Source organism: Gelidibacter mesophilus DSM 14095 (assembly GCF_000423005.1).
GTDB classification, from domain to species: Bacteria; Bacteroidota; Bacteroidia; order Flavobacteriales; family Flavobacteriaceae; genus Gelidibacter; species Gelidibacter mesophilus.
Genome location: NZ_KE383968.1, coordinates 188125 through 205041, shown reverse-complemented (window position 1 = coordinate 205041; position 16917 = coordinate 188125). Strand labels below are relative to the sequence as shown.

The 16917-nt window shown below is 37.0% G+C and carries 14 protein-coding genes; 4 read left to right on the top strand and 10 right to left on the bottom strand.

Annotation, left to right across the window (positions count from 1 at the left end):
- From G525_RS0118850 to G525_RS0118840, 3 genes are all read left to right on the top strand, one after another.
- Positions 1 to 701 (top strand): hypothetical protein (locus G525_RS0118850; protein ID WP_211222948.1); only part of this gene is annotated, 701 nt, incomplete at its 5' end.
- Positions 664 to 1374, top strand: a complete 711-nt coding sequence (locus G525_RS0118845) for a carboxypeptidase-like regulatory domain-containing protein (protein WP_169514464.1) — start codon at positions 664 to 666, stop codon at positions 1372 to 1374. The genes G525_RS0118850 and G525_RS0118845, both read left to right, overlap by 38 nt.
- A gap of 151 nt (positions 1375 to 1525) precedes the next feature.
- Positions 1526 to 1900, top strand: a complete 375-nt coding sequence (locus G525_RS0118840) for a hypothetical protein (RefSeq protein WP_027127523.1) — start codon at positions 1526 to 1528, stop codon at positions 1898 to 1900.
- Positions 1901 to 2148: 248 nt separating this feature from the next.
- On the opposite strand, the gene G525_RS0118835 is transcribed toward G525_RS0118840, so the two are convergent.
- The 10 genes from G525_RS0118835 to G525_RS0118785 form a co-directional block, all read right to left on the bottom strand.
- Positions 2149 to 2604, bottom strand: coding sequence for a DUF4870 domain-containing protein (locus tag G525_RS0118835; protein ID WP_245577829.1), 456 nt, complete (start codon positions 2602 to 2604; stop codon positions 2149 to 2151).
- A 155-nt stretch (positions 2605 to 2759) separates the two neighbouring features.
- Entirely contained in the window at positions 2760 to 3707 is a 948-nt protein-coding gene (locus G525_RS0118825) for a 2-hydroxyacid dehydrogenase (RefSeq protein WP_027127521.1), read from the bottom strand.
- A 407-nt stretch (positions 3708 to 4114) separates the two neighbouring features.
- The gene (gene mgtE / locus G525_RS0118820) at positions 4115 to 5488 is read right to left on the bottom strand and encodes a magnesium transporter (protein WP_027127520.1); all 1374 of its coding nucleotides are present in this window, start codon (positions 5486 to 5488) and stop codon (positions 4115 to 4117) included.
- A gap of 18 nt (positions 5489 to 5506) precedes the next feature.
- On the bottom strand, positions 5507 to 6292 hold the full coding sequence (gene rsmA, locus G525_RS0118815; RefSeq protein ID WP_027127519.1) for a 16S rRNA (adenine(1518)-N(6)/adenine(1519)-N(6))-dimethyltransferase RsmA: 786 nt from the start codon (positions 6290 to 6292) through the stop codon (positions 5507 to 5509).
- Between the two features lie 177 nt (positions 6293 to 6469).
- Positions 6470 to 6793, bottom strand: a complete 324-nt coding sequence (locus G525_RS0118810) for a DUF4286 family protein (RefSeq protein ID WP_027127518.1) — start codon at positions 6791 to 6793, stop codon at positions 6470 to 6472.
- Positions 6794 to 7112: 319 nt separating this feature from the next.
- Entirely contained in the window at positions 7113 to 8897 is a 1785-nt protein-coding gene (locus G525_RS0118805) for a tetratricopeptide repeat protein (RefSeq protein WP_027127517.1), read from the bottom strand.
- 385 nt (positions 8898 to 9282) lie between these two features.
- The gene (gene serS / locus G525_RS0118800; protein WP_027127516.1) at positions 9283 to 10551 is read right to left on the bottom strand and encodes a serine--tRNA ligase; all 1269 of its coding nucleotides are present in this window, start codon (positions 10549 to 10551) and stop codon (positions 9283 to 9285) included.
- Between the two features lie 62 nt (positions 10552 to 10613).
- On the bottom strand, positions 10614 to 11966 hold the full coding sequence (locus G525_RS21465; RefSeq protein ID WP_051210022.1) for an HTTM domain-containing protein: 1353 nt from the start codon (positions 11964 to 11966) through the stop codon (positions 10614 to 10616).
- Positions 11959 to 12894 (bottom strand): bifunctional riboflavin kinase/FAD synthetase, encoded by a 936-nt coding sequence (locus tag G525_RS0118790; protein ID WP_051210021.1) that lies wholly within the window; start codon positions 12892 to 12894, stop codon positions 11959 to 11961. Before G525_RS0118790 ends, G525_RS21465 begins: the two co-directional genes overlap by 8 nt.
- A gap of 105 nt (positions 12895 to 12999) precedes the next feature.
- Positions 13000 to 13539 (bottom strand): hypothetical protein, encoded by a 540-nt coding sequence (locus G525_RS0118785; RefSeq protein WP_157491986.1) that lies wholly within the window; start codon positions 13537 to 13539, stop codon positions 13000 to 13002.
- A gap of 88 nt (positions 13540 to 13627) precedes the next feature.
- Between G525_RS0118785 and G525_RS21460 the strand changes: the two genes are divergently transcribed.
- Positions 13628 to 16879 carry a zinc-dependent metalloprotease gene (locus tag G525_RS21460; RefSeq protein ID WP_084647804.1) on the top strand — a complete coding sequence of 1084 codons (3252 nt, stop codon included), beginning with the start codon at positions 13628 to 13630 and terminating at the stop codon, positions 16877 to 16879.
- Positions 16880 to 16917: the final 38 nt, after the last annotated feature.

Sequence of the window (16917 nt, the reverse complement as noted above, 5' to 3'; positions counted from 1 at the left end):
CTACATACGATGTCCGTAACAATTTAACTAACTCATGTGCGAAAGCTATTTTTAATCAGCTCGAAATTGAAATGATAAAGAAAGATTTGTTGCAGAAAATAATGAAACCAACTTCAAAGGTGAATTTAACCTTTGCGGAGTCTATATTGAAGTTGTTTAATGATAGCGACAATCACAATTATTCTATTAAAAACGAAAATTTAAGAGAGTCTACGGCTGCATCCACAACCGGAGTATCAACGTCAATTAACGATTTATATCTTGAGAATGCAACGCAATTATCAATTGCTAGAACTATGATTCATGAAATGGTGCATGCATTTTTAAATGTTAAGTATGCCGACCCCATTCATATGGGATTTGATTTTAGAAGAAAAATGGAATCATACGCTGAGGAAACTGGCTGTGATATTTATGATGTCGAAGCTTTTCATCACAATTTTATGGGGCAGTACGTCGATGCAATGGCTGTTTCTCTATATGCTTGGGACACTAAATATGCATCGGGTGGAAATTTAGAATGGGAGTATTATAGAGCCATGGCTTTTGGAGGGTTATTTACAAAAGAAAATGGTATGATCGAGGAAACTTATTCTTTTCAAATTCTAGTACCTAGTCAAGCAGAAAGAGATAAAATTAAAAATATATTAAAAAATGAACAAAATGGAAATTCAAATTCTAAAGGGACTAAATGTAAGTAGTAAAATAATCTTAATTTTAATTGGGATAGTGTTTAACAATGTCTACTCTCAAACTACATTAAAAGGCAGTTTTTGTATAGATTATGATTTGATGGATTTTTCTAACTGTATAACTTTTGAATCTGATAATAAGTTTACATATAAATTTAGTGGACATTTAGGCACAAAGGAATATGGCGAAGGAATTTTTAAATTAATGGACAACTTTTTAATTGTAGATTACAATAGAACATTGCCAAAATCCCTCGGTTATTATAATTTAAGTATATGGGAAAATAATTCTGACAGTATTGATTTAGCCGTTAGTGTTTATGATAAACGGAAAAGTGAACCAATAGAATATGCTAATGTTTTTTTTAAAGACAGCACCAATAAATTAGGCTACACTGGATCTAGTGCTAATGAAGACGGTTATGTTGAAATCAAAACGATTAAAGACGGAAGTCAAATTGAATTGAACGTTATCTATCTTGGTTTTGTAGAACAAAAAATTAATCTCATCAGAAATAAAAATTACAACATTGAAGTTTACCTAAAGGAACAAGCAGATGAGACTGGAGCACCGATCTTGCACCAATTAGATACTATGGAAATTGTAACAATGAAATCAAAATATTTCACTGTTAAAAATAATAATGGAATTATAACCACTTGGCGAAAGATTGAAAATTGAGATATACTAAATCATTAATTATGAAAATTCTAAAATAATGAATGTCAATAGGATTGTGCTATTATAAGTATTTACTCATTCCATCTTCTCTTTTTCTCAAAAAAAGGAAAATGTATATTTTCTCTTAGAAGATGTTAATTCCGAATATGCCATGAGTTATATGATGTTTGGCGAAAAAATAGGGTTCATAAATTTATTGAATAAAAAGGAATATGATTATCATCAAAAAAAAGTAGAAGAAGCAAAAAATGACGGCGATTACTATTTCGATCCAGCAAGTGGTAGAGACAATCTGGATATACAAGTTTCAAAATTAACCTTTGAAGTTATGACAACAGAAGAAATTAAATTGTCAAATAATGAGATTGAAAAACTGAATTTGGTAAATTATAATTGGATTTTAAATAATAGTTGGAAGAAGATAGCTAGGGAACCGTATGATTTTAAAGATATCTACTTCTTAAAGCACATTGATAATAACGATTATGTCAAGTACAAAGTAGGAGTTACAATTATTGACCATTGAACTATTTGTCTCCGTTGGTGAACTTAATTTTGAATGATCCTGTTAAAGCTTTGATACCTAACAAATCTCACAGAGATAGTATTGACCATTAATGAAATACGAACAAGCAGGAAGCTTAATTCAAAAGGTTCCAAATAGAGAATTAAGACCCTATATTAAAAATGAATCGCATCCTTATTCTTTAAGAGCATAAAAAAAAGCCAAATCATCATCAACTTGGCTCTTTTAAAATAGTCTAATTTAGAATGCTATAAGGATTTAAACCAATCCTGAAAATAGGCGCCCAAAACGGGGGTTAATTTCTTTTCGCCAGCAAGTGCACCCACCAAGCTCATAATCCAAAGCACAAGAATTCCTAAGCTTACAATCCAGCCAAAAACGGGAATAAAGCTAAGCACAAGGCCACACAGTCCTAATCCCAAGACCTGACGGATATAAAATGAGCCAAATTCACTCTTCGTATTGTTGTTCATCACAAGGGCAACAATCCATCCAATTAATGTCAGGTGCGCAATTAAAGCAATGTTTTTACCATCCTTTGATATGGCGTTGACATCAGCTTCAAATTCATGGGCGGTGCGCTTTGCATCCTCATTGAAGGCATCGGCTCTGCGTCCTGTTTTGTCCGAAAATGTATCTGAAGTTTTTTGGGTATCATCTAGCATCTCGTTGAGATCGTCGCCTAAATTTTTATTGTCAGTCATTTGTTGTAATGTTTTAAAGGTTAGAAGTTTAAAGGTAATAAAAAAACATTTGATTTTGCAATAATGGCCGTTTCATCGTTGTGAAGTAAATATCCTTCGTCAATATCCATAATTCCATACCCAAATTTGAACTTCAACTCTTAAATGATTGAATTTTAATTGTGTGTTACGCTAAAAAGAGCCCTTATTTTGTCAACAATAGTTTGGGCCAATTTTTCTTTACTTTCAATGGTCCAACCAGCAACATGAGGTGTGAGGAGCACATTTTCAGAATTAATGAGGTATTGAAATGCTTCTGGAATTTCTGAGGTAAAAAGATCTTCAAAAGACGTTTTCTCATACTCTAAGACGTCCAATCCAGCACCAAGAATTTTTCCTGATTTTAAAGCCGTTACCAAATCTTTTGTAACTACGCTTTTGCCGCGAGCTGTGTTGATTAGCCAAAACGATTTTTTGAATGCGCTGATAAAAATGCTGTTAATCATATCCAAAGTCAATGGGGTTTGAGGGGTGTGTAAGCTAACAACATCCACTTTTTCTTGAAACTCCGCTAACGACACCTGTTTGGCATTGTCATCGGCTACATTGGCTTTAATATCATAACACAGCACATCAACGTCAAAGCCTTGGAGTTTTTTGGCAAAGGCCTTTCCCATATTGCCATAGCCAATAAGTCCAACGGTTTTTCCGTCTAGTTCTATGCCTCTGTTGGCCTCACGAAGCCATTTTCCGGAACGCACTTCTTGATCTGCTTTATTGAGCTTGTTGAAGAGTGATAATAACATGCCTAAAGCATGCTCACCAACGGCATTTCTGTTTCCTTCTGGCGCTGCAATGAGGGTAACGCCTTTTAGTTTTGCATAATCGCCATCAATATTTTCCAATCCTGCACCAACGCGGCCTATAAATTTGAGATTTTTAGCGGCATCCAATAATTGTTGATCAATGCTGAACCGGCTTCTTATAATCAGACCGTCATACTGATGGATTTTGGCTTTAATCGCTTCTTTTGAGGCGGTGTAATCTTCGTCATTTTCAAAGCCTAAGGCATTGAGTTGGTTGATGAGCAAAGGATGATTGGTATCGAGGTGGAGTATTTTCATAGCATCAGTCCTGCGAAGTCAGGAAACCTTTAGGTTAAACGTAAATCTTAGTTTTTAACGTTCATACAAATTTAAGAAAAAGCCATTTGATTTTTCGTAATAGGCCATAGGAATGCAAAAGATTTAGAGGTTTCTTAAACTACCTAGCATTAGGGTTCTAATTTTGGACTAAAGCGCAAATAGTATGTCCTATAGAGAAACTAAACGTCAGTTAGGTCTAAAATGAAACTTTTGGACAATAATTTTTGAGATCCAATATTTTGCAGTTTTGTTTTATTTGGAATCTACTTTAGACGCTCAAGTCTACACTAAATGCCGGGTTTGGAAAGTATTTAACTGAACCTCATCATTGGACCGCGGTTCTAGTTTGAATGTTCTAAAAAACCAGAAATGGAAGGTCCAACAAATTAAAAGCCCAATATAAATTTGGCCACTAAGAAGTAGGTCAAAATCCCGAAAATATCGTTGCTTGTGGTTATAAATGGTCCTGTTGCTACGGCCGCGTCAATACCACGTCTGTCCAAGAAAATAGGAATAAAAGTACCAATTAATGCGGCCATGACAATCACGGTGACTAAGGCCACGCAAATGGTCAGCGATTCTAGGTAAGTGGTGTGAAAACCGAAGTGGCTAATAATTAGGACGACAAAAGCAATGGCGAGTCCGTTAACCACGCCCAGCAACATTTCTTTAAAAAGCCGTCCTACGATATTGCCATCAATCGTGTCATTAGCTAAACCTTTGACCACAATGGCTGAGGATTGCACACCTACATTTCCTGCGGTAGCCTGAACCAATGGAATGAATAATAACAAGGCCGGAAACTGCAACATGGCATCACTAAAGCCATTAATGATACTCGCCGCACCAATACCACCAAACATACCAATAAGTAACCAGGGTAAACGTGCTTTGGTCAATTGCCATATACTATCGTCGGCTTCAACATCTGTGGTGATACCCGCAGCCAATTGGTAATCTTTATCCGCCTCTTCAATCATAACATCAATGATATCATCAATAGTAATCCTTCCTAACAAAACCATATTGTCGTCCACAACAGGAATGGCCTCTAAGTCATATTTAGCCATGATTTTTGCAACCTCTTCCGGATCTTCGTCCACCGTCACATAATCCACACTTTTAATGTAGATATCCGCAATTTTCTCATCGCTTTTGGCAACTATTAAATCTTTTAAGGACAGACGCCCAATAAGTTTGTTCTGCTTATTGACCACATAAATGGAGTGGACTCTGGTTACATCTTTGGCTTGCCCCCTGATGCGGCGTAAACATCCGGCGACCGTCCAGGTTTCATAAACTTTAACCAATTCTTTTGCCATGAGGCCACCAGCGGTGTCCTCATCATAGGCCAATAATTCCGTGATCTCAGCCTTGTGATCTTCATCTTCAATATGGTGGATGACTTCACGTTGGCGCTCTGCAGAAAGTTCAGAGATAATATCTGCGGCATCATCCGTATCCAATTCTCCAACTTCTTCGGCAATCTCCTTTGCAGAAAGGTTTCGTAAGACTTTCTCTCGATTGTCTTCATCCAGCTCCATCAAAACTTCAGAGGTCGTTTCAGAATCTAAGAGTTTGATCACATACATCGCCTCATCCAAATTGACTTCATCAAGAATTTCTGCGATATCAGCATAGTGAAAATCATTTAAAAGTCTGTGAAGCTCCTCGTCGTTTTTAGTTTCGATGAGTAGTTGGACTTGTTCAATGAGTTCGTCAGTCAGCTCAAATTGTATGTTCTCTCTGTTGTCTTGCAAATGGAGTATTTTTAAGGATTAATGATCGTTTTCTATCAGCTGGGTTAAGGTGATAAACTGTGGTACGCTCAATTGTTCAGGCCGTTGGTCAAAGATAAGGTTTGATTTTAAATTATCAGATAAATCAAATGATTTTAAACTGTTGCGAAGCGTTTTGCGACGTTGTTGAAATCCTGTCTTTACGACCCTGAAAAATAGTTTTTCATTACAGGGAAGCGTGTAATTTTCTTTTCGTGTCAACAATAACACTCCTGAATCTACTTTTGGTGGCGGATTGAACACTGAAGGTGGAACCGTAAATAAGTATTCAGCATCATAAAAGGCCTGCGTCAATACCGAAAGGATACCATACACTTTGCTCCCTTCTTTGGAGCAGATGCGTAAGGCTACTTCTTTTTGGAACATTCCCGAAAACTCCGGAATTTGATGGCGCATCTCTAAAGTCTTAAAAAGAATCTGTGATGAAATATTATAAGGAAAATTTCCGATAATCCCGAAGGGTTGGTCATCAAAAACTTCTTTTAAATCATACTTTAAAAAGTCTTTTTCAATGATGCGATCGGCAAGGTTGAGATAGTTGTTTTTGAGGTATTCTACAGATTCTGTATCAATTTCGATCACATGTGTCGTGATGTCTTTTTTTAATAAATACTTGGTCAAAACACCCATGCCCGGTCCGATTTCCAAGACATGCCCATAGCCTTTATAGGAAAGCGAATCTGCAATTTTTTCGGCGATACTTTCATCCGTTAAAAAATGCTGACCGAGATGTTTTTTTGCTCTGACTTGATGCTCTTTTGTCACAGATTATGATGGTTTTAAAAAAGTTAGCCGCTTGAACCAGCGCGCTTGGTGTGCGAAGTTAGTGAGAATTTTTTTCGACTAGGCGGCGTTTGGTTTATTTTTTCTCTCGAATATGCTTGTGGTTAGGTCAGATAAAAGCGTTGTACTTAAAATATAAGTTGGGTTAGAAAAAGCAGATTAATGAATTTTCACGCTATATTCATCAATCACTTCCAATTCTGTACGGAACGCCAAAACTTTCTCTCCAAACTTTTTAAGGCCTTCCTGACGTAATTTGTCGGCATCATTTTTATAATAATTATCAAGTGCTTCACGTGATTTCGCTCTGTATTGCACAGAATAGGTCACGCTTCCTTCTTGTTCTTTGATTAAAACCTTGGTGAGTTTTGCTTCTGTAAAATGACCGGTTGCCAAAACGTGAGGAATGTGTTCTTTGATCCAAACTAGCCAATGGTTGTGGATGCTGGCGTCTATATTTGAGGTAACATTGTATATGATCATAGCTTAATTTATTAAAATCCTAAGAAACCAATTCTTAGATTAAAGGTTTGATATAAGGTTTTGCAAATAACGAAACTTCTCAGATTTTTGACTAAGGGTTTTCAATTTATTATCCACTAAAAGTTAATGTCTGGTTATTTTATTGTGGTTACTTAAGTTCAATAAATATTTTAACCATCAATACACGACTAATTATGTTTTTATATCCATTATCGGATATTTTATCAAGCAGTTTTTATGCTAAAAAAACCAATAAGTTTCTATCAATAATAGTTTGTTTTAGTCTTGAAGGCTTTTCAAAGTAAAATCATATTCACTATTAATTTATCGCATCCCCACGCAACATCCTAAACTGCTTTCGGGCTTCTACATAATAAATACTGTCTTGATGATTAAAGATGATTTTTTCGTAGAGCGCTTTTGCTTTTTCAGGTTCCGAAAGAACAGTATTGTACAACTCGGCCAAATAATAATAGGCATCATCCGCTAAAATACCGTCATTATAGCTGCCAATGATAGATTCGTAATTTTTTATGGCCTTATCATATTGCTTTTTTTGGACAAGGAGTTCTGCTTGTTTAAAAAGCGCTTGGTCTTCAATACTTTCACCTTGGTGCTCTAGCAGTATTTTATCTAAAATAGAGATGGCTTCGTCATTCTTGTTTTGGAAGGCCATTAGATCTGCTTTAGCATAAAGTTTTAAGGCCACATGAAGTGAATCTTCGTATTTATTATCAGAAATGAGCAATTTTAAATCGAGAGCGTCATTCGCAATAAGTTGTGATGTGGAGGCCTTCAATATTTTTAATTGTGATTCAGCCCATTCGAAATCACCTTTGTAATAGCTTGTTTTTGCCACTTTAAATCGAGCTTCCTGTGCGAGGACGCTATTTTTTACACTGTTTTGGATTTGGGTGTAATAAATTAAACCTTCATTAAATTTTTCCTGAAATACCAAAATATCCCCCAATTTCATTTTGACAGCGCCTTGCTGAAATGCGGAGATTTTGAGCTTTAAACTTTCTTTTAAAAAGTTGCTGGCCTCCTCGGGCCTGTTCAAATGGAAAGCTAGAAAATCGGCGTAAGCGATTTGAAGCCCCAAGGTTGATTCAGAAGAACCATAAGTAGAAAAAAGTTGTTTGTATTTTTTTTCAATTTCGGGCAGAACCTTGGTGGTGGCATTTGAAATTTCAATGTCCAAGAGATATTGATTAGCCACCAAAATAGTGGAAAGATCTTGCGTGTTTTCTAATACATAATTAAAAATCTCTGTCGCTACCACTTTTTCCTTATCATAAAGTGCGGTTAAAGCCAACTCAATAATTCGATTTAAACTTTCGCGTTGTCGCATAAACAGTGCTTTTTCTTGCGTAAATGCCTTCTCATAGGCTTTCTCCTGAATATACAGCCAGCTTAAAAGTTCATACCAATACGTGTCCGGCTGTGCTTGGATTTTTTTGAGCAAAAGCTTCCTTAGAAGGATGTTGTTTTCATTGTCCTTATTCTCTGAAATGAAATCACTGAATTCTGTTTTGATACTGCTTAAATACTCGGGTGCTACTTCTATATAGGCCAAGTAGTTGGTGAAAAATAATTCAATATTGCCCTGTTCACCATACACCCTTGCCAATTCACGATTGTAATTTAATTTAGGATCAAGTGCCATGCCTTTTTTATAGGTTTTAATGGCATAATCCAACAAAGAATGTTGCTCAAACTGGCGTGCAATTAGTGGCGTGTAATTAGGACGTTCTTCAATATTTTTGAGCGCTTCTTCATAACAGGTCGTGGCTTTATCCATGTCATTTTGTAATTGGTAGTTATATCCCAATTCAATCACCAAGGACGGATTTCTATAAACAAGCATTTTAGTTTTAAGAAGCTGCTCTGCGGCATTAAATTGTTCCAGCTGCTGATGGGTTTTGATCAGATGGAAAATGAAATTATAATTATCAGGCTGCTCATTATATAGTTTTTGATAAGAGAGGAGTGCTTTCTCAAATTGACCACGTTTATAATAGTCCGCGGCCAATAGTTCTTCGTCACTTTGTGAAAAGGAAAAGTAGCCCATCAAGAGGAAAAGGAAGCATAGGAGCTGTGTCATGAGACTAATTTATGTAAATATACCCACTTAGAGGCATCGGGATTGTGAATGTTTTAATAAAAAAATGCCCAAACGTGAGTTTGGGCATTACCATCAAAATAAATGTGCTATTAACCATTACTTATAAAATGATTCAAATATTCTGCTTTGGTATTGTAATGTATATGGGTCGATTTGTTATATTTTAAAACAAAACTTTAATTAGCAATACCACTAAGGATATGACTATCAAAATGCGTATAAAATTTTTCATCTTGGGTTAATTTCAATTCAGGACTACGAACTTGAAAATATTTTAGACAAAAACAAAAAAAAATGCCAAATATTCGTTGAACAACGTGAATATTTAGCATTTTATCGAAAAACACAGGATAAATCCTACGTATTAGATTTTAGCAAATCCAGTATATGGAATTAAAACTTCGGGGATAATGATACCATCCTCCGTTTGGTAATTCTCTAAAATTCCGGCCAAAACTCTTGGTAGAGCCAGTGCACTTCCGTTAAGTGTATGTGCCAGTTCATTTTTGCCTTCTGCATTTTTAAATCTCAGTTTTAAACGGTTGGCTTGAAAGGTTTCGAAATTTGAAACCGACGAAATTTCCAACCACCGGTCTTGAGCTGTAGAAAACACTTCAAAATCATAAGTAAGGGCTGAGGTAAATCCAATATCGCCACCACACAAACGCAAAATACGGTATGGCAATTTGAGTTCGTTAAGGATGTCTTTGACATGTTCTACCATGCCATCCAAAGCTTTGTAAGAGTTGTCTGGATGCTCCACACGTAAAATTTCTACCTTGTCAAATTGATGCAAACGGTTTAAGCCCCTTACATGTGCGCCATAACTTCCAGCCTCACGCCTGAAACACGGCGTATAGCCTGTAATGCCAATAGGTAAGTCTGATTCATTAAGTAATTCATCCCTAAAAATATTAGTACCAGGAACTTCAGCGGTCGGGATCAAATACAAATTGTCTTCAGTAACATGGTACATTTGCCCTTCTTTATCAGGTAATTGCCCGGTGCCAAAACCAGAGGCTTCGTTCACTAAAAGTGGCAATTGGTATTCTGTATAACCCGCAGCGGTGTTTTTGTCCAAAAAATAAGCAATCAGTGCGCGCTGTAATCTGGCACCTTTACCTTTGTAAACCGGAAATCCTGCTCCGGTAATTTTATTGCCCAGTTCAAAATCTATAATGTCATATTTTTTCGCCAGTTCCCAATGGGGTTGGGCATTAGCGTGCAAGGTTGGGATGTCACCTTTTCTATAAACTTCTTCATTATCGTCTTCAGTGCTTCCTGCAGGTACACTCTCATGAGGTACATTTGGAAGTTTGTAGAGCAATTGGCTCAATGCTTCAACAGTACTATTTAGGTCATCCCCAAGAGTTTTAGAAGTCTCTTTGAGTTCTCCAGTCCTTTCTTTTAAAGCATTGGCTTTATCCGCTTGACCGGATTTATACAAGGTTCCGATTTCTTTAGACAAACTGTTGGATTCTGCCAAAGTGTTATCCAATTCCGTTTGTAGACGACGTCGGTTTTCATCAAGGGCAATGACTTCATCAATCATTTGCACAGCATCAAGGTTTCGTTTTTTTAAACCTTCGATCACTTTTTCTTTGTGATCTCTAATAAATGGTACTTGTAACATGAGTGTTTAATTTGATGGCAAAAATAAGGAAATTTTAGCCTTCCGAATGAAGTGTTATAACTTCAGTCAAAATAATTCTTAATTTCCGATTTTTCAGAAGCGTTTTCCTGGTGGGAAGGCAATAACCATTCGCTGTGTTTAAAAGGATGCCATTTTACGCTACCCAAGTCTACCTCAGGATCAATGAGCTGTTTCAACGCTCCGCCATTAATGCGTATCGAAGCATCAACGAAAACTTTCACATCCCGACCTTGGTCCGCATACATTCTTTTTAAACGTTGCGCAAATTGCCAGATCACATCGGGTTTGGTACTGACGGTTCGTTGCTGTTTTCTTGAGAGCAGATCTTGAATTTGTATCGGTATCTGAACATTGGTTTTGGCGTCAACAACCCTAAATGTGGTTCGGCCACTTTTAGCACGAAGCATCATGCGCCAGGATAGGCGGTGTCCTTCCTCTGTCCAAAGCACATCATCCTTAAAAAACCAATGACGCAGTGGCAATCCTATTTGCACAATAAAATAGATAACAAAGACGGCAATAAAGGGTTTTTCATATTTTGGAACAATGATCTCTTCCCGATCATAAAACGGTTTTTTTCTTAAAAAGATGCCGTGAATGGTTTTGGTAGGAAAAAAGAAAAGCGCAAAGGCCAAAGAGAGGTACGGGAAAATACCAATCTGAAATACGAAAGAGTTGAATAAATGAAAGAAGATAGAAATGAAGAATGCTGCTTTACGCGTAGGTTTCCATAATAATAGCGGAATAATTAAGGCATCAAATAAAATACCAACATAGGCAATCGTATAATGCGTCCACTTTTGTTGCAAGAGTTCTCCAACTATAATGTAATCTTTTTTACTCTTCATTAAAACTTCTGCTACGGTGGCATCTAGCCAATCAGGATATATTTTCGCAACGGCAGCGTAGGAATAGACAATGAGCATCTGCAAAATAAAAACCAAAGCACACCAATTTGGCATGGAGATCATCTTTATTTTAGGATGCAACCGTGCATCTGCAGAGAGGTATTTATGTGCGGGCTGAAACACCATAATGGCACTCAATAAAGCCAACAGGTAATAATGATTGTTGTAGGACGATTTTTGCATTAAATAGGTACCCGTCCAAAGTAAGGTAAAAGTGAGCATACTCCATCTGTACTTATAGCCAATCATTACGAAAAACCCACAAAGCGCCATGACTGCATAATAGATATACATGCCATTGCCGGGCAAAGGTTGTAGCCATTCAAACCCAATAAATGAGAATGTTTCTCGAGGTTCTATAAGGGTACGCCTGATCCAACCCGTATAAATAGCGCCCGCACTTTCCATAAAAATAAGAAACCCGAAAATAATCCTGAATACAATGAGGGCACTATTGTCTATATGTTTAAAGAGAATTTTATGCATGAAGCGCTGCAATAATCTGTTTAGCTTTTATTTGGTCCTGTCTCAGTTGTGCAATTAAAGCATCAACCGATTTAAATTTTTGCTCATCTCTCAGTCTGTCCAAGAAAGTAATTCTTAAATGCTGACCATAGAGATCCTTATTAAAATCGAAAAAATGGGCTTCAATGGTTTTCTTTTTGTCGTCAAAGGTTGGATTGATACCTATATTCATCATTCCATAAATGGTTTTGCCTTGGTAAGTGGAAGATACCGCGTAAACACCATTTTTAGGAATCAGTTTATAAGCTTCATCAACGCTGATATTTGCCGTTGGAAATTCCATTTTCTTGCCAAAACCTTTACCTCTTACCACACTTCCGTTGATATAATAGTCATATCCTAAAAATGCTTTTGCGGTCTTAATATCCCCAGAATTGAGCGCCGTTCTTATTTTTGTAGAACTCACGGCAACATCTTCTATGTCTTGCACTAAGATTTCTTCAACTTCAAACCCAAACTCAGATCCAAACCTTCTGAGATCATCAATATTGGCACTTCTATCTTTGCCAAATTGATGGTCATAACCAATAATAACGTGTTTGACGTGTAGCTTGTCCACTAAAATAGATTTTACAAAATCACGGGCAGAAAGATCGGCAAAAACCTTGGTGAATTCTTTTACGTAGATATAGTCCAATCCTGATGCTGATAAAATTTCCTTGCGTTCAGCGATGGTATTCAGAAGTTTGATATCTGAATTTTGTTGCAAAACCATGCGAGGATGCGGAAAAAAGGTAAGCACAATGGAGATCAAGTTTTTGTCAGATGCCTTTTTTATCAGTTTTTTGATAATTTTTTGATGTCCAATATGAACGCCATCAAAGGTGCCAATAGTCACCACTGATGGGGTCTGTGGAATAGAATGGTCGGATGCGGTAAGTACCTTCAAGTTATTTTTTTGTAAAAATAACCATTTAAGGGTTTAAAAAAAATTAGTAGTCATGAATTGAAACTTGGTTAGCTGTAATTTGAAAGAAGTCTAAAATAGGAGTTTTTATAAGCTGAAAATTTTATCGATTTCAGTAATAATTTGAGGCACTTCCGCAGTTTTAAAACGAAGTTGTAAATGGTAGCGATTGTTTGTCAGAGGTTTTAAGGAGAGCACACCCTCACTGATTTTATAAAATCCGGTGTGTCCTTTGCAAAAACATACCCGTTCAAACAGGAGATTGATTTTTACAAGATCTCGATTTTGTAATAACAGTGGTTTTGGTGGGTTGGGAAGTTCAAAATAAATACGTTCAATATACTGTCGGTCAAGGGTATTAAGAGGCGCATTGCGTTGATATTCAAATTTTAAAAGCGTATTATCGCTTTTTGAAAACTGAGCATAACCTATTCCAAACTCATCTTTTTTAAGGATAATGGACTGGTTTGGGGTGCTGCTGAAGTGACACTCGCCGTTATCAGGGCACGGTTTTCCTTTTTCGGGCAACTTATCAAAAGAGGATGTTTGATGAGGTTTGGTTTTACAAGAGCTCACTAAGATTAACGTTGTTAGAACAATAGCCAGTGTGCTTATCCTTATAGACATTAATGTTTTATTTTTGTAATTGGTTTAATTTGAATGTAACTTTCACGGCACTAAAGATAATAGTAAACAAATATAAATGATATAGTCTATGATGAATAAATACTTTAAGTCAAGTTTGTTTTTAATAGTAATCTTTACTTTTTCAATGACTTATGGTCAAAAAAGAACATCTCCCTGGACTAAGACTACAAAAAGCAGTATTTCTCAAGAAAAAATAATATCCCAAAAAACCAGACCTGTTGATGCATCTTATTATCAATTGGATATGGCAATTCTAAGATCTAGTTTAAAAAATGTTCCGTTAAGAGATTCAGGAATCTTGTCCAATACGCTTCTTGATTTTCCAAATTCGGATGGCTCAATGGAGGTTTATAGAATTATGGAATATGCGGTGATGGACCCAGAGCTTCAAGCGAAATTTCCAAAAATTCGTTCTTATGTTGGTTATGGGTACAAAAACGCCTCAGCAGTTGTGTATTTCAGTATCTCTCCCAATGGGTTGCACTCCATGAAAATGTCAATGGATAAGGAGACGGAGTTTATCAATCCTTATTCCAATGATGGTGCTTATGAGGCCTTTTCAAGACAGAGTGTTCCTGTAACACAAAATTTATTTGAATGCGGTTTTGTCGATGATGGCCTACAAAGTCAAATCGATTTGAATACTGATTTGATTGCTTCTAGAAACGCGAATGATGGTACACGACGTACGTTCAGATTGGCAGTAGGTACGAGTATTGAGTATACCAATTTTCACGGCGGCACTGTAGCGTCAGCTTTAGCTGCAATTAATACAACAATGACTAGGGTGAATGGAATTTATGACAGAGAATTGTCTATAAGAATGACTTTGGTTGCCAATAATGATCGTTTGATTTCAACAACAGGTAATAGTATTTTTTCTAACGGTGAAGGCGTTTCTGGAATTACCGCACTTATCAATGGGAAGATTGGTGAAACCAGTTATGATATTGGGCATACATTTACAACAGGGTCTGGAGGTTCTGCTTATTTACGCAGTGTGTGTGGTACTAATAAAGGTGGTGGCACCACTGGTTTGCCAAGCCCCTTAGGGGATGCATTTGCTGTAGATTTTGTAGCCCATGAAATAGGCCATCAGTTTGGTGCAACGCATACATTTAATGGTTCAGCGAGTAATTGTGGATTGGATACTAGAACAGCATCTACAGCTTATGAACCGGGCAGTGGTTCCACGATTTTAAGTTACGCCGGTATTTGTTCTCCTCAAAATGTTCAAAATAAAAGTAGTGATTACTTTCATCAGGCAAGCTTACGGCAAATATGGCGGAATATTACTGTAGGTGAAAGTACCTGTGGTACTTTGATCTCTACCGGAAATTCGGCGCCTACTGCGGAGGCTGGAGCATCCTATAATATCCCAATTTCAACGCCTTATAAATTGACTGGAGCATCTACAGACACTAATGGTACCAATACGCATACCTATACTTGGGAACAATTTGATTTAGGACCAACCGGTACGCCAAAAGAAACAAATGAGTTTGGCCCGATGGTGCGTTCTTTTCAAGGCACATCAAACCCAGTAAGATATATCCCAAGATTTGAAGAGGTATTGTCTAATGGAGGCACTTCTACAACATGGGAAAAATTGGCATCTGTAGGAAGGACTCATAATTTTGTTTTAACGGTTAGGGATAATGATGCACGGGGCGGGCAAACAGCTGTTGATAATATGACTGCAACGACCATTGCTGGCGCTGGTCCGTTTAAAGTAACATCCCAAACCTCAGCGGTTACTTGGGAAATTGGGGCCTATAAAACCATCTCTTGGGATGTTGCCAATACTGATGTGGCGCCAATTAACACAACAAAAGTAAATATTAAATTGTCATTGGATGGAGGTGCAACTTTTCCTATTATATTGGCATCTAATATTCCTAATGATGGATCTCATGACATAACTGTTCCTGATGGTACTGTAACGAATAAAGCAAGGATTCTAATTGAAGGTGCTGGAAATATATTTTATAATGTGAATACCTCAGATTTCAAAATTATAAGCGTTAAGTATCTTTTGAATTTTTCGACATCTTCCGCTACAGTTTGTAAACCTAACGCTGCGGTATATAATTTTATTTACAATAGCTATCAAGGCTATAATCAAAGTGCACGTTTTTCAGCTACAAATTTGCCTGCAGGCGCTTCAGCAACGTTTAGTCCAGCTTCCGCAAGTAGTAACGGCACACCAGTTACCATGACCATTTCTGGGATGGGTAATGTTGCTCCTGGAGCATATGAAATTACAGCCACCGGAACCTCAGGGACTCTGAAAATATCTTCCTTAGTTACGTTGAATGTTTTCAGTAACACCTTATCCCCAATAACCACAGACTTGCCTGCAAATGGTGCCGATGGACTTTCTCCCAATGTGGTTTTGACTTGGAAGGAGAATGTGAATACCCAAAACTATTTTGTAGAGGTTTCAACCACAAGCACTTTTTCAAATGTTGTGGCGTCTGCTAACGTTGCTACCAATTCTTATATGACCTCTTTAGACGAGGCAACGGTGTATTATTGGAGAGTAACGGGTTCAAGTCAATGTGCTACTGCTGCCGCTTCTGCAGTGAGTTCTTTCTCTACATATGAGTCTTCATGCAATAGCTATACATCAATTGATACGCCAGTTGTTATCACAGAAGTAATCAACCAAGTTTCTAAATCTGTCATACCTGTTACTGATGATTTGCAAGTAGTTGATATCAATGTAAAGGTTAACATTTCCCATACTTGGGTTGCAGATTTAAAATTGGTTTTAATAAGCCCAACAGGAACTCGAGTAGTATTGAGCGAAAATAATGGCGATTTATTTGATGAAAATTATACCAATACCATTTTTGATCAAGAAGCATCAACCTCTATTATTAAAGCTTTTGCTCCTTTTACAGGAACTTATTCGCCTGAAGGGGATTTGTCAACCATGTATAACGAAAAGTCGGCAGGAACTTGGACGCTTGAGGTTACTGATACGCGCGATTTGGATGGCGGAAGTATTGATGAATTTACCTTAGAACTCTGTCTTGCAAAACCATTATCTATAGAAGAAAACAGTTTTGAAGGCTTCGCAATTTTTCCAAATCCAAACAGTGGTGAATTTACGGTAAAGCTAAAATCCCATTCGTCCGAAGATATTAAGGTCGCAATTTATGATATCAGAGGACGTAAGATTCTTGAAAATCGTTTTGATAGCACAACTAATTTCAGAGAAGTAATCCAATTGGATAAGGCGCAGTCGGGAATGTACTTGATCCATATTTCTGATGGATTGAGAACAGTTACCAAGAGGGTTTTGGTCAACTAATGGTTCCAAAGTACTAAAAGGGCCGTCTCAATAATTAA

Coding starts and splice junctions, on each gene's coding strand:
- G525_RS0118845 (WP_169514464.1), top strand. CDS start 664: ATGGAAATTCAAATTCTAAAGGGACTAAATGTAAGTAGTAAAATAATC.
- G525_RS0118805 (WP_027127517.1), bottom strand. CDS start 8,897: ATGACACAGCTCCTATGCTTCCTTTTCCTCTTGATGGGCTACTTTTCC.
- G525_RS21460 (WP_084647804.1), top strand. CDS start 13,628: ATGATGAATAAATACTTTAAGTCAAGTTTGTTTTTAATAGTAATCTTT.
- G525_RS0118810 (WP_027127518.1), bottom strand. CDS start 6,793: ATGATCATATACAATGTTACCTCAAATATAGACGCCAGCATCCACAAC.
- G525_RS0118835 (WP_245577829.1), bottom strand. CDS start 2,604: ATGACTGACAATAAAAATTTAGGCGACGATCTCAACGAGATGCTAGAT.
- G525_RS0118840 (WP_027127523.1), top strand. CDS start 1,526: ATGAGTTATATGATGTTTGGCGAAAAAATAGGGTTCATAAATTTATTG.
- G525_RS0118825 (WP_027127521.1), bottom strand. CDS start 3,707: ATGAAAATACTCCACCTCGATACCAATCATCCTTTGCTCATCAACCAA.
- serS (WP_027127516.1), bottom strand. CDS start 10,551: ATGTTACAAGTACCATTTATTAGAGATCACAAAGAAAAAGTGATCGAA.
- G525_RS21465 (WP_051210022.1), bottom strand. CDS start 11,966: ATGCATAAAATTCTCTTTAAACATATAGACAATAGTGCCCTCATTGTA.
- G525_RS0118785 (WP_157491986.1), bottom strand. CDS start 13,539: ATGTCTATAAGGATAAGCACACTGGCTATTGTTCTAACAACGTTAATC.